This is a genomic window from Halorussus marinus (assembly GCF_004765795.1).
Lineage (GTDB): Archaea > Halobacteriota > Halobacteria > Halobacteriales > Haladaptataceae > Halorussus > Halorussus marinus.
Map to the genome: position 1 here is coordinate 41,723 of NZ_SBIV01000001.1, position 19,387 is coordinate 61,109.

Genomic DNA, 19,387 nt, shown 5'->3' on the forward strand with positions numbered 1-19,387 from the left:
CTCCCGTGTTCGGCCGGGCGAGTTCGATCCTCCACCGACCGACAGCGGGAGATATATGCCGGCCGCCCGCCAACGTCCGCCACCATGGACGACCTCGTCGAAGCCGCCCGCGACGTACAGATCAAGGCCCACGTCCCGTACTCGGACTACCCGGTCGGGGCCGCGATCCGGACGGCCGACGGCACCGTCTACGTCGGGTGCAACATCGAGAACGCCAACTACAGCAACAGCCTCCACGCCGAGGAGGTCGCGATCGCGGAGGCGGTCAAGGAGGGCCACCGGGAGTTCGACGCGCTGGCGGTGAGCTCCGCGGCCCGGGACGGGGTGACCCCCTGCGGGATGTGTCGCCAGACGCTCGCGGAGTTCTGCGACGACGACCTGCGGGTGTACTGCGACGAGGGCGAGAGCCGAGAGCCCTCGGCGTACGCCCTCGGCGAACTGTTGCCCGACACCATCAGCGAGGACATGCTGGAGTGACTACCCGTCCACGTCGGCGAAGCAGTTGAACTCGATCGTCAGCGAGTCGACCGTCCGGTCGCCGGCGACCGCTTCGATGCGGTATCGGCCGTGGAGCGGACGCTCGCCGAGATACTGCTCGTAGTAGAGCTGACCGTCGCCGGCCCGGCCCTTGTTCGCCATCACGTCGGCGTCGCCCGGCGACACCGGGACGAAGTGGGCTAACCGACCGTCCGCGTCGGACAGTTCGAGCGCGTCGACGTCGTGTGTTCGCACGTCCTCGACCGCGAGCGCGACTCCGAGCCGGACGTCCTCGCCGTCGACGAACGCCTGCGCGCCGGCGTCGAGGAGGTCGCCGTCGCCGTGGTCGACCGCGCCCGTCTGGCAGTCTCTGGTGGCCGATCCGCCCGACCCGGAGCCGCCACAGCCGGCGAGGCCGACCGCCGTCGCGCTCCCGACCGCGGCGAGTAGCTGTCGTCTGGAGGGCATCGTCCGGAGTTCTCCGAGCGGTCCGATAAGCGTTGGCTCTCGGACGCCGGCGCGACGAACCCTTTATACCCGCCGACCGAGTCAGCCATCGGCATGACCGGCGACAGCGAAGACCCGAACGACGAGGTCCAGTATCACGTCGAGGTCGGCGAGGGCGACGTGGCCGACGCGGTGCTCCTGCCCGGGAACCCCGAGCGGATCGAGAAGATCACCCGGTTCTGGAACGACGCCGAGGAGGTCGCGCGCCACCGCGAGTACCGCACCGTCACCGGCGACTACGAGGGGACGCCGATCAGCGTCACTTCGACCGGGATCGGGAGTCCCTCGGCCGCCATCGCGGTCGAGGAGCTCGCGCGGGTCGGCGTCGACACCTTCCTCCGGGTCGGCTCCTGTGGCGCGATCCAGCCCGAGATGGACGTCGGCGATCTGGTCATCACGACCGGCGGCGTCCGCCAGGAGGGGACCAGCGACGAGTACGTCCGGGAAGACTACCCTGCGGTCGCCGACTACGAGGTGGTGTCGGCGCTGGTCGCGGCCGCCGAGCGGCTCGACTACGACTACCACACCGGGCTCACGATGAGCGCCGACAGCTTCTACGCCGGGCAGGGCCGGCCCGGCTTCGAGGGGTTCGAGGCCGCGGGGAGCGACGACCTCGTCGACGAACTCAAGCGGGCCAACGTCAAGAACATCGAGATGGAGGCCAGCGCCATCCTCACGCTCGCGAACGTCTACGGTCTGCGGGCGGGCGCGGTGTGTTCGGTCTACGCTAACCGCGAGACCGGGGAGTTCCGCACCGAGGGCGAGAACCGAGCGGCCGAGACCGCGAGCCTCGCGGTGAAACTGCTGGCCGAGATGGACGAACGGAAGGCCGAGGCAGGCGTCGATCGGTGGCACCCCGGTCTCCAGTTGGAGTAAGCGCCGTCAGTCGTCGGCGTCCGGAACGGCGTCGACTCCGCCTCGAACGTGCTCGCCGACGTTCTCTCGGAGGTCGGCTTCGATCGCCTCCAGCGACCGCCCCTTCGTCTCGGGGACGAAGTAGTAGGTGAACGCCAGCGCGGCGGCGCTGAACCCGCCGAACAGCCAGAACGTCACGGAGGTGCCGACGTTCGCCGTCAGAATCGGGAAGGTCAGCGACACCGCGAGGTTCGCCCCCCAGTTGGCGACCGTCACCAGCCCCATGGCGGTCCCGCGGGCTTCGAGCGGGTAGATCTCGGAGATGAGTAGCCAGAACACCGGCCCGAGCCCGATCGCGAAGAAGGCGACGTACAGCATCAGGCTCCCGGTGGCGAACCAGCCGAGCGCGCCCGAGAACCCCGGCAGGTAGAACACGCCCCCGAGGATCGCGAGCGTGACGACCATCCCCGAGACGCCGACCAGCAGGAGCGCGCGGCGCCCGACCCGGTCGATGACCGCGATGGCGACCACGGTCATGAGGACGTTGATGAGCCCGATGCCGACCGTCGCGAGGATCGAGGTCGTGCTCCCGAAGCCGGTCGATTCGAGCACGGTCGGCGCGTAGTACATCACCGCGTTGATGCCGGTGACCTGCTGGAACACCGCCAGCCCGAGTCCCACGATCAGCGCGGGCCGGAGCCACGGCGCGAGCAGGTCCCCGAGCCCGGCGGCCGACTGCTCGGCGACCGTCTCCTCGATCCCGGTGAGCTCCTCGTCGACGCCGCCCTGCCGGGTGCGTTCGAGGACCTCGCGGGCCTCCTCGCGGCGGCCCCGCTCGAACAGCCACCGCGGGCTCTCGGGCATCTTGAGCATGCCGATCGCGAGAACGACCGCCGGCACCGTCCCCGCGCCGAGCATGAGCCGCCACGCGCCCGCGTCCGCGAACGCGTAGTTCACGAAGTACGAGACGAGGATGCCCACCGTCACCATGAGCTGATTGAGCGAGGTGAGCGCCCCGCGGATCTTCGGCGGCGCGATCTCGGAGATGTACAGCGGCCCGACGATCGAGGCGAACCCGATCGCCACGCCGTCGATCAGCCGCCCGGCGACCAGCACGGGGACGTTCGGGGCGACCGCCATCGTGAACGACCCGACGAAAAAGACCCCCGCGCCGAGCAGGATGAGCCGCCGCCGGCCGATCTCGTCGGCCAGCTTCCCGCCGAGCGCCGCCCCCGCCGCGGCGCCCGCCATCGCCCCGCTGACGACGATCCCCCGGACGAGCGGCGACATCTCGAACGTCTGTTTGATGTAGAGGAACGCTCCCGAGATGATTCCGGTGTCGAACCCGAACAACAGCCCGTTGAGGGCGGCGAGCGCGGCCGTCACGTACACGAACCGATCGCGACCGCGGATGCTACCCCCAGTATCGATTGTGGACATAACGCTCTAATCCGGTCGGTTTCCCGCGGTCGGTAAGGAACCTTTTGCATTCTTACTACGATGGTAGTAAATAGTTAATCGTTATGAAATCCCGGCGGCGATCGCGCGACGTCGGGACGGGCGGGACGGAGTTCGGGCGTCGAAAACAGCGTGGGCCGAACTTACAGCAGGTCGGCGTCGACGAGTCGGTCGACGGCCTCGCCGATGCGTTCTTTGCTGTTGGCGTACGAGATGCGTGCGTAGCCGGGCGCTCCGAACGCGCTCCCCGGAACGGTGGCGACGTGGGCGTCTTCCAGAGCCGACTCACACCACTGCTGGTCGTCCTCGTCGACAGGGATCATGAGGTAGAACGCGCCGTCTGGCTCGGGGGCCCCGACCCCTTCCTCGTCGAGGCGGTCGAGCAGGAACGTCCGGCGCTCGGCGAACGCCTCGACCATCTCGTCGACGGCGTCGTCGGTGTTTTCGAGGGCCTCGACGCCCGCCCGCTGGACGAAGTTGGTCGCACAGGACACCGAGTGCGAGTGGAGCTTGCCGGCCTCCGAGACGAGCTCCTCGGGGCCCGCGACGTAGCCGAGCCGCCAGCCGGTCATCGAGTAGGCCTTCGAGAAGCCGTTGACCGTGACGGTCCGGTCGGCCATCCCGTCGAACGTGCCGAGGCTGGTCGGCTCCTCGCCGTAGGTGATCTCGGCGTAGATCTCGTCGCTGAGGACGGTCACGTCGTTGTCGACCGCGAGGTCGGCGACCCCTTCGAGGGCGGCGTCGGAGTAAACCGCGCCCGTGGGGTTGTTCGGGGAGTTGACCACGAGCAGTTCGGTGTCCTCGGAGATCGCGCCCGCCAGCTCGTCCAGCGCGGGCTCGAGCTGGAAGTCGTGGGGCGCGAGGTCGACCCGGTTCAGCTCTCCGCCCGCGAGCTTCACCATCGCCTCGTAGGAGACCCACGCCGGGTCGAGCAGGACGACCTCGTCGCCGTCGTCGACGAGCGTCTGCATCGTCTCGTAGAGCGCCTGCTTCGCGCCGGGGGTGACGATGACGTTCTCGGGGCCGTGATCGAGGCCGTCCTCCCGGAGCTTCGCCGCGATCGCCTCCCGAAGCTCGGGGATGCCGTTCGAGGAGGTGTAGCCCGTGTGGCCCGCGTCCATCGCCGCCTTCCCGGCGTCGACGACGTTCTCGGGCGTCGGGAAGTCGGGCTCGCCCACGCTCAGGTCGACGACGTCCGCGCCGTCGGCCTCCAGCTCGGCCGCGAGGTTGCTGATCGCGAGCGTCGCGCTCGGTTCGACCCGCCGGATGCGTTCGCTGAAGTTCATAGCGCTTGTACCATCTCGACCGCGGCGTTTACCGCTTCCGCTCCCTTGTCGACGCGCTCGCGGGCCTCCGCGCCCGACATCCCGGGACCGCTGACGCCGAAGGCGACCGGGGTGTCCCGATCGAGGCTCACGTCGGTCAGCCCCTGGGCGGCGGCGTCGGCGATGACCCGATCGTGGTCGGTGTCTCCGGTCACGATCGTGCCCACGACCGCCACGGCGTCGATCTCTTCTTGGCGGGCGAGTCGGTCGGCGGCCAGCGGCGAGTCGTACGCGCCGGGCACGCGGAGGGTCTCGACGATCTCCGCACCCCGGTCGGCGGCCGCCTCGCGGGCGCGCTCCTCCATCTGCTCGGTCACCTCGCGGTTGAACCGCGAGACGACGAGGCCGAGTGCAGTCATACCGCAAGGGTGGCTTGGGCGAGTGAAAGAACTACCGCTCTCCGGAAAACTTGTGTGCGCCCGGATAGTTCCCGGGAACGATGGGAACCGACGAGCCGACGGCGGACGCGGGTCGGGTCGCCGACGACCGCCTGTCGGGGCTCTTTCGCGACGCCCGGACGCGGACGGCGGCCGCGATTCTCGCGGTGGTGGTGCTGGCGCTCTCGATCAGGCTGTTCGGGCTCGGAGCGCGGGTGTTCCACTGGGACGAGGGGCGGGTCGGCTACTGGATCCTGCGGTACGCCGAGACCGGCGTCTGGGAGTACCGCGCGGTCATCCACGGCCCCTTCTTCTACCACGTCAACAAGTACCTCTTCGGGCTGTTCGGCGCGAGCGACTTTCTGGCGCGAGTCCCGGTCGCGGTCGTCTCGGGGCTCCTCCCGGCGTCGGCGTGGCTGTTCCGCGAGCGACTGAACCGCGTCGAGGTGGTCGCGCTCGGAGTGCTGTTCGCGCTCGATCCGATCGTGCTCTACTACTCGCGGTTCATGCGCAACGACGTGTTGCTGGCGGCGTTCATGCTCCACGCGCTGGCGTTCTACGTCCGACTGTTCGACACCCGACGGCCGCGATACCTCTATCTCGGGACGCTGTTGGTCGCGCTGGCGTTCACCACCAAAGAGAACGTGCTGGTGTACGCGGTGACGTGGCTCGGCGCGGCGGCGCTGTTGGTCGATCACCGGCTGGTCCTCGCGGCGGACGCCGACGACCGAAAGGAGTACGTCGTGTCGTCGCTCCGGTCGCTCCGATCGGGCGGCTGGCTCGTCCACGCCGGCCTCGCGATCGGCCTCTTTTTCGCGGTCGTGATCTTCTTTTACGCGCCGCGGGCGCGCACAACCCCGGACCCCGGCCTCTGGAAAGCGTTCGCGAATCCCGGCATGTTCCCGGCGGTGATCGAGGAGGCGACCGTCGGCTCGTGGGAGAAGTTCCTCGGCAAGTGGGGCGAGGGCAACCAGACGGCGTACCTCGACACCTTCGAGGCGCTCGGGCGGGTCCTCTGGGAAGGCGGGGCGCTCACGCTCGCGCTCGCGGCCGCCGGCTTCCTGTTCGATCGGTACCGGCGCGACCGACCCCGCGACCTCGTCGCGTTCACGTTCTACTGGGGGGCCGTGACGGTGGTCGGCTACCCCGTCATCGTGGAGAACCCGTTCCCGTGGGAGGTCGTCCACGCCGTCGTGCCGCTGGCGGTCCCCGCCGCGGTCGCGCTTGGCGCGCTGGTGACGCTGGCGGCGAACGCGAGTGCGGACGGCGACGGACTCAGCGCCGCCCTCGCGGTCTTGCTGGTCCTCGTCGTCGTGGGCCAGACCGCGACAACGGCGGTCGCCGCGTCGTTCGTCCACCCGCAGGACCGGTATCTGGACGACGCCGAGACGCCCAACCGACTCGTCCAGTACGGTCAGCCCGCGGAGGGACTCCGACCCACCCTGGAGACGATAGAACGCGTGATCGCCGCGAACGACGGCACCGACGTGCTCTGGTACGGGTCGGACTTCTACGTGGCCGACGAGTCCGAAAACGACGACTGGGCCGCGGGCGGCGGGTGGTACGACCGGTTGCCGATCCCGTGGTACACCGAACTCTACGGCGCAGACGTCGACAGCACCGTCGAGCGCGAGGCGGTGGGCGCGGACCCGCCGCCGATCGTGATCGCGCGCGCCGCCGATCGGGAACAAGTCGGCGAGGCGCTCGACGGCTATCGCGCGTTCGAACACGAACTGACGATCTACGGGAGCGAGACCGTCTTCTTCGTCGATGCGTCGTCGCTCGACGACGGAGCGTCGGCGGCCGGCTCGCGCGGTAGCCCCGACACGGACGCGCGGATGTAACCACGTTCGTGTATATCGAGCACCGCGGTTGGGAAATTTTATGCAGGTGCGCCCATAACCTCGGCGTAGATGAACGACACGGAGACGCTCGGCGTCGTCGGGGGCGGTCAGCTCGGGCGGATGCTCGCGGAGGCGGCCGCGCCGCTCGGCATCGAGGTGGTCGTCCTCGACCCGACGCCGGACTGCCCGGCATCGCCGGTCGCCCGCGATCAGATCGTCGGCGACTTCGACGACGAGGACGGCGTCCGCGAACTCGCCTCGCGGGCGGACTACCTCACGTTCGAGATCGAACTGGCGGATCCCGACCTGCTCGAAGCCGCCGCCTCGGAGTTCGACGTGCCGGTCCATCCGGACCCGGCGACGCTCCGGACGATTCAGGACAAACTGGTCCAGAAAGAGCGCCTGCGCGAGGCCGGGGTTCCGGTCCCGGAGTTCCGGCGCGTCGACGACCGGGCGGACCTCGAAGCCGCGGCCGCGGAGTTCGGCTACCCCCTGATGCTCAAGGCCCGCGAGGGCGGCTACGACGGCCGGGGCAACGTCCCGGTCGAGAGCGAGGCCGACCTCGACGCGCTCGACGAACTGGCCGGACCGGCGATGGCCGAGCGGTTCGTCGACTTCGAGCGAGAGGTCTCGGTCATCGGGGTCAAAGGCGAGACGGCGACCGCGACGTTCCCGCTCGGCGAGAACTTCCACCGCGAGGAGATCCTGCGCGAGACCGTCGTGCCCGCCCGGACCGACCCGGCAGTGGCCGACCGCGCCCGCGAAGTGGCCGACGACGTGCTCGACCTGCTCTCGGGCCGGGGCGCCTACGGGATCGAACTCTTCGAGACCGCCGACGGCGAGATCCTGCTCAACGAGATCGCGCCCCGCCCGCACAACTCCGGCCACTACACGATCGAAGGCGCGCTCTGTTCGCAGTTCGAGCAACACGCCCGCGCGGTCACGGGTCGGCCGCTCGGCTCGACCGAACTCCGGAGTCCGATCGCGATGGCGAACCTGCTCGGCGACGGCGACGAGCGCCGGCCCGCCGAGCCCGCGGGCGAGGAGGCGGCGTTGGCCCACCCCGACGCGAGCCTCCACTGGTACGGCAAGCGCGAGGTGTACCCGCTCCGGAAGATGGGCCATCTCACCGTCGCGGGCGACGGCGACAGCGACGAGACCGACTTCGACCGCCTGCTCGATGACGCCCGGGAACTGCGGGCGGAGGTGACCTTCGAATGACCGAGTTACAGGCACTCATCGACGATCTCCGAGCCGAGGCACAGCGCGACCGCGACCCCGAGGACACTCCCGAAGTCGGCATCGTCATGGGGAGCGACTCGGACCTCGACATGATGGCGGGCGCCTACGAGGCGCTCGAAGAACTCGGGTTCGCGGAGCTGACCGACTACGACGACCCGCCCGAGGCGCGGTTCACGTTCGAGAGCTACGTGGTGTCGGCCCACCGCACGCCCGGTCTGATGTACGCCTACGCTGAGACCGCGGAGGCCCGCGGCCTCGACGTGATCATCGCCGGCGCGGGCGGGAAGTCTGCGGACCTGCCGAACATGACCGCGTCGCTGGCCTACCCCCTGCCGGTGGTCGGCGTCCCGGTCCAGGAGAAGTCGGTGCCCTCGGTCATCGGGATGCCGACCGGCGCGCCCATCGTGGCGGTCGACGCGGGCAAGTCGTTCAACGCCGGGCTGTCGGCGGTCCAAATCCTCGCGCGCGAGCACGACCGGCTCCGGGACGCGCTCGTCGACTACCACGACGACCTGCAGGCCGGCGTCGCGGACGTCTCCCGGCGGCTCCACGAGCGGGGCATCGATCGGTTCCGCGACGGCGCCAGCGAGTAGCGCGGCCGATTCGACACGTTTCTGCGAATAAGTCCGACTTACCGGCCCGCACGCCCGCGCCCGGAGGGGGTTCCGCGGCGATCGGTGCGTGCGACTCCGTCACTATTCACCGAACCGAAACGTCCCGTTTCCCGACAGCAACCGTCAGAGCGATTACGCGTGCTTGAGCCGCCGAAACACGCGAGAACAACAAGAATCAACGTTTATAGGGGTGCGCTCGTAACTCCCGGATGGTAGGAGAATATCGGCATGAATCCATGGATAGCTATTGGCGCGTTGGCGCTGGTGGGGCTGTTGATACCGCTCGGGATGATGTCGGTGTCCAGCCTGCTCCGGCCCACCGTGCCCGAGAAAGGCAAAACCACCGTGTACGAGAGCGGTGAGATCCCGACGGGTGGCACGCGCGTCCGCTTTAACATTCAGTACTACATGGTCGCGCTGCTGTTCCTCGTCTTCGACATCGAGACCCTCCTCATCTTCCCTTGGACGGTCATCTACCGAGAGGCGGTCTCGATGGACGGCGTCGGGCTCTCAGGTGCGCTGTACCCGATGCTCGCGTTCGTCGGCATCCTCGTCGTCGGCCTCGCGTGGGCGTGGCGGCAGGGCGCCATCGAATGGGTCCGCAACCCCACCGACTCACAACGGAGCGTGGAGAGATAATGAGCAACGAACCACGGGACGCAATCAGCGGTAGCACAGACCCACAAACGAAGACCCGCGAGGCCCGAATCGGTCCGGACCTCGACAACCGGTTCAACTCGAAGCTCCGGGAGGCGTTCGGCTCCTCGCCGTTCATCCTCACGAAGTTCGACAAGTTCATGAACTGGGTTCGGGGGTCGTCGATGTTCATGCTGCAGTTCGGGATCGCCTGCTGCAGCATCGAGATGATGCACACCTACGCGGTCAAACACGACCTCGACCGTTTCGGGTCGGGCGTGCCGCGGGCCTCGCCCCGGCAGGCAGACGTGATGATCGTGCCCGGCACGATCGTCTCGAAGTTCGCGCCGCGGATGAAGCGCGTCTACGACCAGATGCCCGAGCCCAAGTTCGTCGTGAACATGGGTTCGTGTGCCATCTCCGGCGGGCCGTTCCAGGAGGGGTACAACGTCATCAAGGGCGCCGAGGAGGTCATCCCGGTGGACATCCACGTCCCCGGCTGTCCGCCTCGCCCCGAGGCGCTCGTCTACGGCGTCGTCAAGCTACAAGAGCGGATCGCCAACGGCGAGAGCAGTCCGGTGACGGTAAAGCCCTACGAGCTCGAGCAGTTCGGCGACCTCGAACAGGACGAGCTCGTCGACAAGCTCGCGGCGGAGATCGACGAAGAGGACCTCGTGATGCGGTACAACTGGGCTGATTCGCCATGAGTCTCCAAGAACGCCAGCCCGTCGGCGTGACCGAAGACGGGCTCGATTACGACGCGCTCGCCGACCTGCTCGGCGATCGAGTCATCGGCCGAGAGCACCACCTCAACGCCGAGGGGTTCGTCGTCCGGCCGACGGACGTCGAGGAGACGCTCGAACTCCTCCGCGACGAGGCGGGGTTCGACCACCTCTCGTGTCTCACGGCCCAGGAGTACGAGGACCGCTACGAGAGCATCTATCACCTCACGAAGTACGACGACCGGACCCAGGAGCTCAGCGTCGTCGTTCCGGCCGATCCGGAGGACCCGGTGAGCGAGTCGGCCGCCGGCGTCTACGAGACGGCCAACTGGCACGAGCGTGAGGCCTACGACCTCGTCGGCGTCGATTACGACGACCACCCGGACCTCCGTCGGATCCTGCTCCCCGAGACGTGGCAGGGCCACCCCCTGGCGAACGACTACCACCAGGACCGGCCCCAGCTCGTCCCGTTCCAAGAGCACAAGAACCCCCTCGAGGACGACCACCACGACGCCGAGTCGGACACGATGTTCCTCAACATCGGTCCCCACCACCCGGCGACTCACGGCGTGCTCCACCTCAAGACCACCCTCGACGGCGAGCAGGTGGCCGACGTCGACCCCGACATCGGCTACCTCCACCGGTGTGAGGAGCAGATGGCCCAACAGGGCACCTACCGCCACCAGATCATGCCCTACCCCGACCGGTGGGACTACGCGTCGGCCGGCCTGCTCAACGAGTGGGCGTACGCGCGCGTGGCGGAGGACCTCAACGACATCGAGGTGCCCGAGTACGCCCAAGTCATCCGGACGATGGGCGCCGAGCTCTGCCGGATCGCGGCCCACATGCTGGCGGTCGGGACGTTCGCGCTCGACATCTACGGCGACTTCACCGCCATCTTCATGTACGCGATGCGCGACCGCGAGAAGGTCCAGAACATCCTCGAAGACCTCACGGGCCAGCGGATGATGTTCAACTACTTCCGGCTCGGCGGGGTCGTCTGGGACCTCCCGGAGCCCCGCGAGGAGTTCTTCGAGCAGACTCGGGACTTCCTCGACGACCTGCCCGAGACCCTCGAGGAGTACCACGACCTCATCACGAACAACGAGATCTTCCAGAAGCGAGTCATCGACACGGGCGTACTCGACCCCGAGGACGCCAAGTCCTACGGCTGTACCGGGCCGGTCGCCCGGGCGTCGGGCATCGACTACGACCTCCGCCGGGACGACCCCTACGGCTACTACGACGAGCTCGACTGGGACGTCATCACCGAGAACGGCGGGGACAACTACTCGCGGTTCCTCGTCCGGATGCAGGAGGTCGAACAGTCCGCCCGGATCATCGAGCAGTGTGTCGACCTGCTCGAAGACTGGCCGGAAGACGAGCGGACGATCCAGTCGAACGTCCCCCGGACGCTGAAACCAGAGCCCGACACGGAGACCTACCGGGCGGTCGAGGGCGCGAAGGGCGAACTCGGCATCTACGTCCGGTCGGACGGCACCGACAAGCCCGGCCGGTTCAAGATCCGGAGCCCGTGTTTCTCGAACCTCTCGGCGCTCGAATCGATGTCGGAGGGCGAGTACGTCCCCGACCTCGTGGCGACGCTGGGTAGCCTCGACGTGATCCTCGGGGAGGTGGACCGCTGATGTTCGCGCCGTTGCAGGCCGAGCCCACCCTGCTCCCGGAGACGATCGGGCGATTCCTCTTCGGCTCCGAGATGGCGATCTGGCAGGAGATGATCGCCGCGTTCCTCGCGGCGTTCGTCGTCGCGAACGTCATGCTGGCGCAGGCCGGCGTGGCGGGTCCGTGGGCCAAGCGGAAGATCACCGCGGCGTTCACCGACCGGATCGCGGTCAACCGCCACGGCCCCGCGGGGCTGCTCATCATCCCCGCCGCCGCCGTCCAGCTGATGGCCAAAGAGCTCATCATCCCCGACGGCGTCGATCGGCCGGCCTACGACCTCGCTCCCATTCTGCTCGCGTTCTCGGCGCTCATCGGTTTCGCGGTGATCCCGATGGGTTCGATCTTCGGCATCAACCTCCAGATCGCCGACCCCGAGAGCGGAGTCGCGTACGTCTTCGCGGCCGCGTCGATCGCGACGCTCGCGCTCACGATGGCGGGCTACGCGTCGAACAACAAGTACTCGCTGATGGGCGGACTCCGCGCGATCGCCCAGAACATCGCCTACGAGATCCCGCTCATCGTCACGGGCGCGTCGGTCATCATCTTCACCGGTACGCTCCAGACCAGCGAGATCGTCGCCCAGCAGGCCGAGCCGCTGGTGACGATCGCGGGCGTCTCGATCCCGTCGTGGTTCGCGTTCGTCAACCCGTTCGCGTTCGTGCTGTTCATGGTGGCGAACCTCGCGGAGGTCGGCCGGAACCCGTTCGACATCCCCGAGGCCCCGACCGAGATCGTCGCGGGGTACATGACCGAGTACTCCAGCATCTACTTCGTCCTGTTCTACATGGGCGAGTTCATCCACATCTTCCTCGGCGGCGCCATCGTCACGACGCTGTTCCTCGGCGGTCCGTCGGGTCCGGTGTTGCCCGGGTTCGTCTGGTTCGTGATCAAGATCTGGGCGATCTTCCTGTTCACCCAGTGGGCGCGGTCGGCCGTGCCGCGCGTCCGCATCGACCAGTTGATCGAGATCGGCTGGAAGGGCATGCTCGTCCTTTCGTTCGCCAATCTCATCCTCACGGCCGTCATCGTCGGGGTGATGCTCTAATGATCGGAGTCCTCAAATCAATGGCGACGACGCTGAAGCACGCACTGGACGGGTCCACGTTCACGGTCGAGTATCCGGACGTGGCGCCCGAAGTAAGTCCGCGGTTCCGCGGGGTCCACAAGTTCAGCCAGGAGCGGTGTATCTGGTGTCGCCAGTGCGAGAACGTCTGTCCGAACGACACGATCCAGATCGTGCAGGACGACCAGCGCAACGGCGAGCAGTACAACCTCCACATCGGACAGTGTATCTACTGTCGGCTGTGCGAGGAGGTCTGTCCGGTGGACGCCATCCTGCTCACCCAGAACTTCGAGTTCACGGGCGACACCAAAGACGATCTGGTGTACAACAAAGAGCAGTTGAAAAACGTCCCGTGGTACAAGGACATCGACCCGCTCGAATCCCGCGAGCCCGATCGGGGCGCGTGGATCGGCGAGGGCGAAGGAGAGTTGGACTACCAGTGACGAGACGCCCATCTCGAAACGTTAAAAGGGCGATTCCGAGAATTTCAAGGTGACTCAAATGGTGTACGAAATGCTCGCGTTCGGACTGTTCGCGCTCGTGACGGTAGCGAGCAGTCTGGGCGTCGTCCTGGTGCGGGACGTGTGGCACTCGGCGTTACTGCTGGGTGTCGCGCTCCTCTCCGTCGCCGTCCACTACGTGATGCTGGAGGCGGAGTTCCTCGCGGCGATGCAGGTCCTCGTCTACGTCGGCGGGGTCCTCATCCTCATCACGTTCGCGGTGATGCTGACGCGCCAGGCAACGACCGAGGAGGTGGCAGAGGTATGACAAACAACACTGACGACCGAAGCAGTTTGGTACCGGGGCTGGCGGCCGTCGCGCTGTTCGGCGTGCTCGCCGTCGTGTTCGTCCGGGCGTCGTTCGGCGACGCCGCGGGCTTCACGGGCGGAGAGGGCGTGGTCGCGAGCATCGGCTACGCGCTGTTGAACATCCAGCACCCCGACGCGATCCCCAGCGAGGGCTTTCTGGTCGCGTTGCTCCTGATCGCGGTAGTGCTCGACGCCGCGCTCGACGGCGCGGTGCTGCTCGCGCGCCGCGACGAGAACGGCGAGATCACGACCGCCCTGCGGTCGAACGCGGCCGACGACGAGGCGACCAGCGAACCCGTCGCCGCCGCTGACGGCGGCGTCGTCGCGTCCGACGACTCCGAGGAGGTGACCGGCTGATGGTGCCTGTCCAGTACTACCTCCTGGTGTCGGCCGCCGTGTTCTGTATCGGCGTGTTCGGCATCCTGACCCGCCGGAACGCCCTGGTGTTCCTGATGAGCGTCGAGCTGATGCTCAACGCGGCGAACATCAACCTCGTGGCGTTCTCGCGGTTCCACGGGAACCTGACGGGACAGATGTTCAGCCTGTTCACGCTCGCGGTCGCGGCGGCGGAGGTGGCCATCGGCATCGGCATCATCCTCGTGCTGTACCGCAACTTCGCGGACGTGGACGTGACCAACGCGACGACTATGAGGTGGTGAAACGATGGCAGCACTCTCCTTCGAACTGGCTCCGGTCATCGCGGCCCTGCCGTTCGTCTCGTTTTTGATCGCACTGCTCGCCGGCGCGTTCGCCCCGCGGCTCCTGCCGAAGGGCGGCGCGATCCCCGGCATCGCCGCCACCGCCGGCTCGCTGTTGCTGTCTGCGTGGGCGGCCCTGGCGGTCTGGAACAGCTCCGAGGGCGTCTACCACGAGTCGATAACGTGGGTCGCGGGCGTGGGCGACGCGGCCTTCGACCTGCACTTTGGCATCCTGCTGGACCCCCTCTCGACGATGATGCTCGTCATCGTCTCGCTGGTCGCCGTGCTGGTCCACGTCTTCAGCCTCGGCTACATGAACGACGAGGGCGAGACCGGCCTGCCGCGGTACTACGCCGGCCTCGGCCTGTTCACCGCGAGCATGCTCTCGTTCGTGTTCGCGTCGAACCTGCTGATGGCGTTCATGTTCTTCGAGCTGGTCGGGCTCTGCTCGTGGCTCCTGATCGGGTTCCACTTCCGCGAGCCCGGTCCGCCGAGCGCGGCAAAGAAGGCGTTCCTCGTCACGCGGTTCGGGGACTACTTCTTCCTCGTCGGCGTCGTCGGCGTCTTCGCGACGTTCGGGACGACGGCGTTCGCGGGCAGCGAGTCGTTCCCGCACCTCGCCGAGCAGGTGCTCGCCGGTGAGGCGAGCGCGACCACGTTCCTCGGCCTCGACCCCCAGGCGTGGTTCGCCGTTCTCGGATTGCTCGTGCTGGGCGGGGTCGTCGGCAAGTCCGCCCAGTACCCGCTTCACACCTGGCTTCCCGACGCGATGGAGGGTCCGACTCCGGTCTCGGCGCTGATCCACGCGGCCACGATGGTCGCGGCCGGCGTCTACCTCGTCGCGCGGATGTACGGCTTCTACGCCCTGCTTCCGCAGGTGCTCGCGTTCATCGCGTTCGTCGGCGGCTTCACCGCGCTGTTTGCCGCCTCGATGGGCGTCGTCAAGAAGGAGCTCAAGCAGGTGCTCGCGTACTCGACCATCTCCCAGTACGGGTACATGATGCTCGGGCTGGGCGCTGGCGGCTACGTCGCCGCGACCTTCCACCTGATGACCCACGCGTTCTTCAAGGCGCTGCTGTTCCTCGGCGCCGGCTCGGTCATCATCGCCATGCACCACAACGAGAACATGTGGGACATGGGCGGGCTCAAAGAGAAGATGCCCGTGACCTACTACGCGTTCCTCTCGGGATCGCTCGCGCTCGCGGGCATCGTGCCGTTCTCGGGCTTCTGGTCGAAAGACGAGGTCCTCTACGAGGCGCTCGTCCACGGCCTCGACAGCCCGCTGTTGCTCGGCGCGTACGCCATGGGGCTCCTCGCGGTGTTTTTCACCGGGTTCTACACCTTCCGGATGGTCGCGCTGACCTTCCACGGTGACCCCCGGACCGACACCGCCCGGGACCCCCACGGCGTCGGCTGGAACGTGAAGCTCCCGCTCGTCGTGCTGGGGACCCTCGCCGCGGTCGCCGGGCTGGTCAACATGGTGCCGGTCGCCGAACTGACCGGCGCTCATCTGGAGTTCCTCCACGACTGGCTTGACGCCGGTCCGGAGGCGCTGACCGCCCACCACTACGGCGACCTGCTTCCCTACTCGTCGGGGACGATCGGGACCGAGCTGACGACCGTGCTCCTCAGCGCGGGCGTCTCGCTCGGACTGGCGCTCGCGGGCGCCGGCCTCGCGTGGAAGCTCTACGCGGTGGCCGACCCCGACGAGCACACCGACAAGCTCGGGAGCGCCAAGACGGTGCTGTTCAACAACTACTATCAGGACGAGTATCAGGTCTGGATCGCGACCGGCCTCACTCTGCCGCTCGCGCGGGCCGCCGACAAGTTCGACCAGGGCGTCATCGACGGCGTGGTCAACGGCGTCTCCAGCGTGAGCCTGCTGAGCGGGAGCCGGGTCAAGCGGATCCAGAGCGGCGTGGTCACGAACTACGCCTTCCTGCTGACGGCGAGTCTCGTCGTCTTGCTCGTCGCGATCGGACTCATCGGAGGTTGGTTCTGAATGTGGATCGAAGCACTCATCGCGGTGACGCTGGCCAGCGCGGGCGCGGTCTTCCTCTCGCCCAACAAGGTCGCGGGGAAGATCGCGTTCGTGCTCAGCCTGCTCCCGGTCGGCGGGAGCCTCTGGATGTACAGCACGTACGAGGCCAGCGGGAACGCGCTCCTTGAAGGGAGCACCCTGGCCTTCGAGACGAACGCCGATTGGATCGTCGCCGGCCCGTACAGCCTGAACTGGCACGTCGGGCTCGACGGCATCAGCATGCCGCTGATCGCGCTCACCACGGTGCTCACGTCGCTGGCGCTGCTGGCGTCGTGGACGCCGATCGACGAGCGCCAGAGCCAGTTCTACGGCCTGATGCTGTTCCTGGAAGCGAGCCTGCTCGGCGTCTTCTCGGCGCTCGACTTTTTCGTCTGGTTCGTCTTCTGGGAGATGGTGCTCGTCCCGATGTACGTCCTCATCGGCGTCTGGGGCGGCCCCCGTCGGAAGTACGCGGCCATCAAGATGTTCGTGTACACGAACATCGCGAGCCTCGCGCTGTTCATCGGCTTCACGGCGCTGGTGTTCGGCTTGGGCGATGCGGTCAACACCTTCGACATGGCCGCGGTCGCACAAGCGCTCCGGGCCGGCGAGCTCGGTGCGCTCGGTCCGATCGGCGCCGGGACCCTGAAGCTGGTGGCGTTTGTCGCCATGTTCGTCGGCTTCGCGGTCAAGGTGCCGGTCGTCCCGTTCCATACGTGGCTCCCGGACGCCCACGTCGAAGCCCCGACCCCGGTTTCGATCATGCTGGCCGGCGTCCTGCTGAAGATGGGCACCTACGCGTTGCTCCGGTTCAACTTCACGATGCTGCCGGACATCGCCCAGCAGAACGCTCAGCTCATCGCGCTGTTCGCGGTGATCAGCGTGATCTACGGCGCGATGCTCGCGCTGGCCCAGACCGACCTCAAGCGCATCGTGGCGTACTCTTCGGTCTCCTCGATGGGGTACGTCATCCTCGGACTGGTCGCCTACACCGTCTACGGGATGGGCGGTGCGACCTTCCAGATGGTCGCACACGGCCTCATCTCGGGGCTGATGTTCATGGCGGTCGGCGTCATCTACAACACGACTCACACCCGGATGGTCTCGGACATGTCCGGGCTCGCGAGCAAGATGCCCATCACCGTCGCGGTGTTCGTCGCGGGCGCGTTCGGTTACATGGGCCTGCCGCTGATGGCCGGGTTCGCGGCCGAACTGTTCATCTTCCTCGGCGCGTTCGGCGCGTTCGAGGGGTCGGTACTGTTCACCGCGGCCGCGATGTTCGGCATCGTCATCGTCGCGGGCTACCTGCTGTTGGCGATGCAGCGCACCCTGTTCGGACCGTTCGAGATCGAGACCGACTACGAGGTCAGCCCGGCGGCGTTCCACGACGTGGCGCCGCTCGTGGTGCTCATCCTGCTAGTTGTCTTGCTCGGCGTCGATCCGAACATCTTCTTCGAGATGATCCAGAACGCGGTCGATCCGCTCGCCCCGGCCGCGGGAGGTGGTGTATAGATGGTGTACCAGCTCCCGCCGTGGGCGGCGCTCGCACCGACGCTACTGTTCGTGGCGGTGGCGCTCGTGCTGTTCGTGATCGACAGCATCAACCCCGACACCGAGAACCGCCTCCTGCTCGCGGCCACCGCGACCGCCGGGTCGCTGGCGGCCGCCGGCGTCTCGGTGTGGTACCTGCTCGCCGGCACGGGCGAGGCACCGATCCGGCTGTTCCAGAACACGCTCGTCGTCGACACGATGAGCCTGTTCTTCGCGTTCGTGTTCGCCAGCGTCACCGCGCTCGTGGTCGTGGCGAGCTACGACTACATGCGCGATCACTCCTATCAGGCCGAGTACTACGCGCTCGTCGCGCTGGCCGCCTCGGGGATGACCCTGATGCCCGCCGCCAACAGCCTCGCGGTGGTGTTCATCAGCCTCGAACTCTCCAGCCTGCCGTCCTACGCGCTCGTCGCGATCCTCAAGCGTAACCGCGGGAGCGTCGAGGCGGGGCTGAAGTACTTCCTGATCGGCGCGCTGTCGTCGTCGATCCTGGCGTACGGCATCAGCCTCGTCTACGCGGTCAGCGGTTCGCTGTTGCTCCCGCAGGTCGCCGAGGCCGCGAGCGTCGAGGGGCTGACCGGCGTGCTCGGCATCGGCGTGTTGATGGTGCTTGGCGGGTTCGCGTTCAAGACCGCGAGCGTCCCGTTCCACTTCTGGGCGCCCGAGGCCTACGAGGGCGCGCCCGCGCCCGTCTCGGCGTTCCTCTCCTCGGCGTCGAAGGCCGCCGGCTTCGCGGTCGCGTTCCGCGTGTTCACGGTGGCGTTCCCCGTCGAGACGTACGTCCAGACCGCGGCCGCGAGCATCGACTGGGTGCTGGCGGTCCAGATTCTGGCGGTCGTCACCATGACGCTTGGCAACTTCGCCGCCGCGACCCAGGACACGGTAAAGCGGATGCTCGCGTACTCGTCGGTCGGCCACGCCGGCTACGCCCTCATCGGGCTGGCCGCGCTGACCGGCGGTAACGACCAGTTCGTGCTGGGTGCGAGCATGGCCCACCTGCTGGTCTACGGCTTCATGAACACCGGCGCGTTCCTGTTCATCGCGCTGGCGGAGTACTGGTCGGTCGGTCGCACGTTCGAGGACTACAACGGTCTCGCCACCCGGGCGCCGTTCGCGTGCGCCGCGATGACCGTGTTCATGTTCAGCCTCGCCGGCCTCCCGCCGTTCGGCGGGTTCGCGAGCAAGTACCTGCTGTTCGCCGGCGCGGTCGGCGCGGGCTTCTGGTGGCTCGCGGCGGTCGGCGCGATCAACAGCGCGCTGTCGCTGTACTACTACTCGCGGGTCGTCAAGGCGATGTGGATCGAGGAGCCGTCCTCGGAGTTCGCCATCGAGTCGAAGCCGGTCGGACTCTACGCCGCCATCGCGGCGGCCGCGGTCGCGACCGTCCTGCTCCTGCCGGGCTTCGCCCCGGTCTGGGAGTACGCCCAGAGCGCCGCCGCGGCGCTCGTGGCGTGACGACGACCGCCGCGTAACACGCGATCCGGTCGGTCTTTCCATTTTCTCGTT

The 19,387-nt window shown here is 67.6% G+C and carries 20 protein-coding genes; 16 read left to right on the forward strand and 4 right to left on the reverse strand.

What is annotated here, in order from left to right; translation table 11 throughout:
• Positions 1-84: 84 nt before the first annotated feature.
• Positions 85-477: a cytidine deaminase gene (gene cdd, locus EPY72_RS00225; RefSeq protein ID WP_134672024.1), complete on the forward strand. Its 393-nt coding sequence runs from the start codon at positions 85-87 to the stop codon at positions 475-477.
• Here the strand turns inward: cdd and EPY72_RS00230 are convergent, their stop codons facing one another.
• Complete coding sequence (locus tag EPY72_RS00230) at positions 478-945, reverse strand: hypothetical protein (RefSeq protein WP_134672025.1); 468 nt, start codon at positions 943-945, stop codon at positions 478-480.
• Between the two features lie 93 nt (positions 946-1,038).
• Between EPY72_RS00230 and EPY72_RS00235 the strand changes: the two genes are divergently transcribed.
• Positions 1,039-1,860 (forward strand): nucleoside phosphorylase, encoded by an 822-nt coding sequence (locus EPY72_RS00235; protein ID WP_135805223.1) that lies wholly within the window; start codon positions 1,039-1,041, stop codon positions 1,858-1,860.
• 6 nt (positions 1,861-1,866) lie between these two features.
• Here EPY72_RS00235 and EPY72_RS00240 read toward each other — a convergent pair whose 3' ends face one another.
• The 3 genes from EPY72_RS00240 to ribH form a co-directional block, all read right to left on the reverse strand.
• Positions 1,867-3,279 (reverse strand): sugar porter family MFS transporter, encoded by a 1,413-nt coding sequence (locus tag EPY72_RS00240; protein WP_135805224.1) that lies wholly within the window; start codon positions 3,277-3,279, stop codon positions 1,867-1,869.
• 161 nt (positions 3,280-3,440) lie between these two features.
• Positions 3,441-4,583 (reverse strand): pyridoxal phosphate-dependent aminotransferase, encoded by a 1,143-nt coding sequence (locus EPY72_RS00245; protein WP_135805225.1) that lies wholly within the window; start codon positions 4,581-4,583, stop codon positions 3,441-3,443.
• The gene (gene ribH / locus EPY72_RS00250) at positions 4,580-4,981 is read right to left on the reverse strand and encodes a 6,7-dimethyl-8-ribityllumazine synthase (RefSeq protein ID WP_135805226.1); all 402 of its coding nucleotides are present in this window, start codon (positions 4,979-4,981) and stop codon (positions 4,580-4,582) included. Before ribH ends, EPY72_RS00245 begins: the two co-directional genes overlap by 4 nt.
• An 80-nt stretch (positions 4,982-5,061) precedes the next feature.
• Between ribH and EPY72_RS00255 the strand changes: the two genes are divergently transcribed.
• The 14 genes from EPY72_RS00255 to EPY72_RS00320 all read left to right on the forward strand — a co-directional run bounded on the left by EPY72_RS00255 (position 5,062) and on the right by EPY72_RS00320 (position 19,336).
• Entirely contained in the window at positions 5,062-6,843 is a 1,782-nt protein-coding gene (locus EPY72_RS00255; RefSeq protein WP_135805227.1) for a flippase activity-associated protein Agl23, read from the forward strand.
• A 69-nt stretch (positions 6,844-6,912) separates the two neighbouring features.
• The gene (locus tag EPY72_RS00260; protein WP_135805228.1) at positions 6,913-8,064 is read left to right on the forward strand and encodes a 5-(carboxyamino)imidazole ribonucleotide synthase; all 1,152 of its coding nucleotides are present in this window, start codon (positions 6,913-6,915) and stop codon (positions 8,062-8,064) included.
• Positions 8,061-8,678 (forward strand): 5-(carboxyamino)imidazole ribonucleotide mutase, encoded by a 618-nt coding sequence (gene purE, locus EPY72_RS00265; RefSeq protein WP_135805229.1) that lies wholly within the window; start codon positions 8,061-8,063, stop codon positions 8,676-8,678. Before EPY72_RS00260 ends, purE begins: the two co-directional genes overlap by 4 nt.
• Before the next feature lie 249 nt (positions 8,679-8,927).
• Positions 8,928-9,338 carry an NADH-quinone oxidoreductase subunit A gene (locus EPY72_RS00270; protein ID WP_134672032.1) on the forward strand — a complete coding sequence of 137 codons (411 nt, stop codon included), beginning with the start codon at positions 8,928-8,930 and terminating at the stop codon, positions 9,336-9,338.
• Positions 9,335-10,042 carry an NADH-quinone oxidoreductase subunit B gene (locus EPY72_RS00275; RefSeq protein ID WP_134672093.1) on the forward strand — a complete coding sequence of 236 codons (708 nt, stop codon included), beginning with the start codon at positions 9,335-9,337 and terminating at the stop codon, positions 10,040-10,042. Before EPY72_RS00270 ends, EPY72_RS00275 begins: the two co-directional genes overlap by 4 nt.
• Complete coding sequence (locus tag EPY72_RS00280; protein ID WP_134672033.1) at positions 10,039-11,703, forward strand: NADH-quinone oxidoreductase subunit D; 1,665 nt, start codon at positions 10,039-10,041, stop codon at positions 11,701-11,703. The genes EPY72_RS00275 and EPY72_RS00280 overlap by 4 nt, the downstream gene beginning before the upstream one ends.
• Positions 11,703-12,785: a complex I subunit 1/NuoH family protein gene (locus tag EPY72_RS00285; protein WP_134672034.1), complete on the forward strand. Its 1,083-nt coding sequence runs from the start codon at positions 11,703-11,705 to the stop codon at positions 12,783-12,785. Before EPY72_RS00280 ends, EPY72_RS00285 begins: the two co-directional genes overlap by 1 nt.
• Positions 12,785-13,246: a NuoI/complex I 23 kDa subunit family protein gene (locus EPY72_RS00290; protein WP_134672035.1), complete on the forward strand. Its 462-nt coding sequence runs from the start codon at positions 12,785-12,787 to the stop codon at positions 13,244-13,246. Before EPY72_RS00285 ends, EPY72_RS00290 begins: the two co-directional genes overlap by 1 nt.
• Before the next feature lie 58 nt (positions 13,247-13,304).
• A complete protein-coding gene (locus tag EPY72_RS00295; RefSeq protein ID WP_134672094.1) occupies positions 13,305-13,571 on the forward strand; it encodes an NADH-quinone oxidoreductase subunit J in 267 nt (88 codons plus the stop codon).
• Positions 13,568-13,969, forward strand: coding sequence for an NADH-quinone oxidoreductase subunit J (locus tag EPY72_RS00300; protein ID WP_135805230.1), 402 nt, complete (start codon positions 13,568-13,570; stop codon positions 13,967-13,969). The genes EPY72_RS00295 and EPY72_RS00300 overlap by 4 nt, the downstream gene beginning before the upstream one ends.
• Complete coding sequence (gene nuoK / locus EPY72_RS00305) at positions 13,969-14,271, forward strand: NADH-quinone oxidoreductase subunit NuoK (protein WP_134672037.1); 303 nt, start codon at positions 13,969-13,971, stop codon at positions 14,269-14,271. The genes EPY72_RS00300 and nuoK overlap by 1 nt, the downstream gene beginning before the upstream one ends.
• 4 nt (positions 14,272-14,275) lie before the next feature.
• Positions 14,276-16,312: an NADH-quinone oxidoreductase subunit L gene (gene nuoL / locus EPY72_RS00310; RefSeq protein WP_135805231.1), complete on the forward strand. Its 2,037-nt coding sequence runs from the start codon at positions 14,276-14,278 to the stop codon at positions 16,310-16,312.
• A complete protein-coding gene (locus EPY72_RS00315) occupies positions 16,313-17,842 on the forward strand; it encodes a complex I subunit 4 family protein (protein WP_135805232.1) in 1,530 nt (509 codons plus the stop codon).
• Complete coding sequence (locus EPY72_RS00320; RefSeq protein ID WP_134672040.1) at positions 17,843-19,336, forward strand: NADH-quinone oxidoreductase subunit N; 1,494 nt, start codon at positions 17,843-17,845, stop codon at positions 19,334-19,336.
• Positions 19,337-19,387 lie beyond the last annotated feature (51 nt).

Excerpts from the sequence above, each read along its gene's own strand:
- EPY72_RS00315 (WP_135805232.1), top strand. The coding sequence starts at position 16,313 with ATGTGGATCGAAGCACTCATCGCGGTGACGCTGGCCAGCGCGGGCGCG.
- EPY72_RS00240 (WP_135805224.1), bottom strand. The coding sequence starts at position 3,279 with ATGTCCACAATCGATACTGGGGGTAGCATCCGCGGTCGCGATCGGTTC.
- EPY72_RS00285 (WP_134672034.1), top strand. The coding sequence starts at position 11,703 with ATGTTCGCGCCGTTGCAGGCCGAGCCCACCCTGCTCCCGGAGACGATC.
- EPY72_RS00260 (WP_135805228.1), top strand. The coding sequence starts at position 6,913 with ATGAACGACACGGAGACGCTCGGCGTCGTCGGGGGCGGTCAGCTCGGG.
- EPY72_RS00280 (WP_134672033.1), top strand. The coding sequence starts at position 10,039 with ATGAGTCTCCAAGAACGCCAGCCCGTCGGCGTGACCGAAGACGGGCTC.
- nuoL (WP_135805231.1), top strand. The coding sequence starts at position 14,276 with ATGGCAGCACTCTCCTTCGAACTGGCTCCGGTCATCGCGGCCCTGCCG.
- EPY72_RS00320 (WP_134672040.1), top strand. The coding sequence starts at position 17,843 with ATGGTGTACCAGCTCCCGCCGTGGGCGGCGCTCGCACCGACGCTACTG.
- purE (WP_135805229.1), top strand. The coding sequence starts at position 8,061 with ATGACCGAGTTACAGGCACTCATCGACGATCTCCGAGCCGAGGCACAG.
- EPY72_RS00235 (WP_135805223.1), top strand. The coding sequence starts at position 1,039 with ATGACCGGCGACAGCGAAGACCCGAACGACGAGGTCCAGTATCACGTC.
- EPY72_RS00295 (WP_134672094.1), top strand. The coding sequence starts at position 13,305 with ATGGTGTACGAAATGCTCGCGTTCGGACTGTTCGCGCTCGTGACGGTA.
- EPY72_RS00230 (WP_134672025.1), bottom strand. The coding sequence starts at position 945 with ATGCCCTCCAGACGACAGCTACTCGCCGCGGTCGGGAGCGCGACGGCG.
- nuoK (WP_134672037.1), top strand. The coding sequence starts at position 13,969 with ATGGTGCCTGTCCAGTACTACCTCCTGGTGTCGGCCGCCGTGTTCTGT.
- cdd (WP_134672024.1), top strand. The coding sequence starts at position 85 with ATGGACGACCTCGTCGAAGCCGCCCGCGACGTACAGATCAAGGCCCAC.
- EPY72_RS00290 (WP_134672035.1), top strand. The coding sequence starts at position 12,785 with ATGATCGGAGTCCTCAAATCAATGGCGACGACGCTGAAGCACGCACTG.
- EPY72_RS00270 (WP_134672032.1), top strand. The coding sequence starts at position 8,928 with ATGAATCCATGGATAGCTATTGGCGCGTTGGCGCTGGTGGGGCTGTTG.
- EPY72_RS00255 (WP_135805227.1), top strand. The coding sequence starts at position 5,062 with ATGGGAACCGACGAGCCGACGGCGGACGCGGGTCGGGTCGCCGACGAC.
- EPY72_RS00245 (WP_135805225.1), bottom strand. The coding sequence starts at position 4,583 with ATGAACTTCAGCGAACGCATCCGGCGGGTCGAACCGAGCGCGACGCTC.
- ribH (WP_135805226.1), bottom strand. The coding sequence starts at position 4,981 with ATGACTGCACTCGGCCTCGTCGTCTCGCGGTTCAACCGCGAGGTGACC.
- EPY72_RS00300 (WP_135805230.1), top strand. The coding sequence starts at position 13,568 with ATGACAAACAACACTGACGACCGAAGCAGTTTGGTACCGGGGCTGGCG.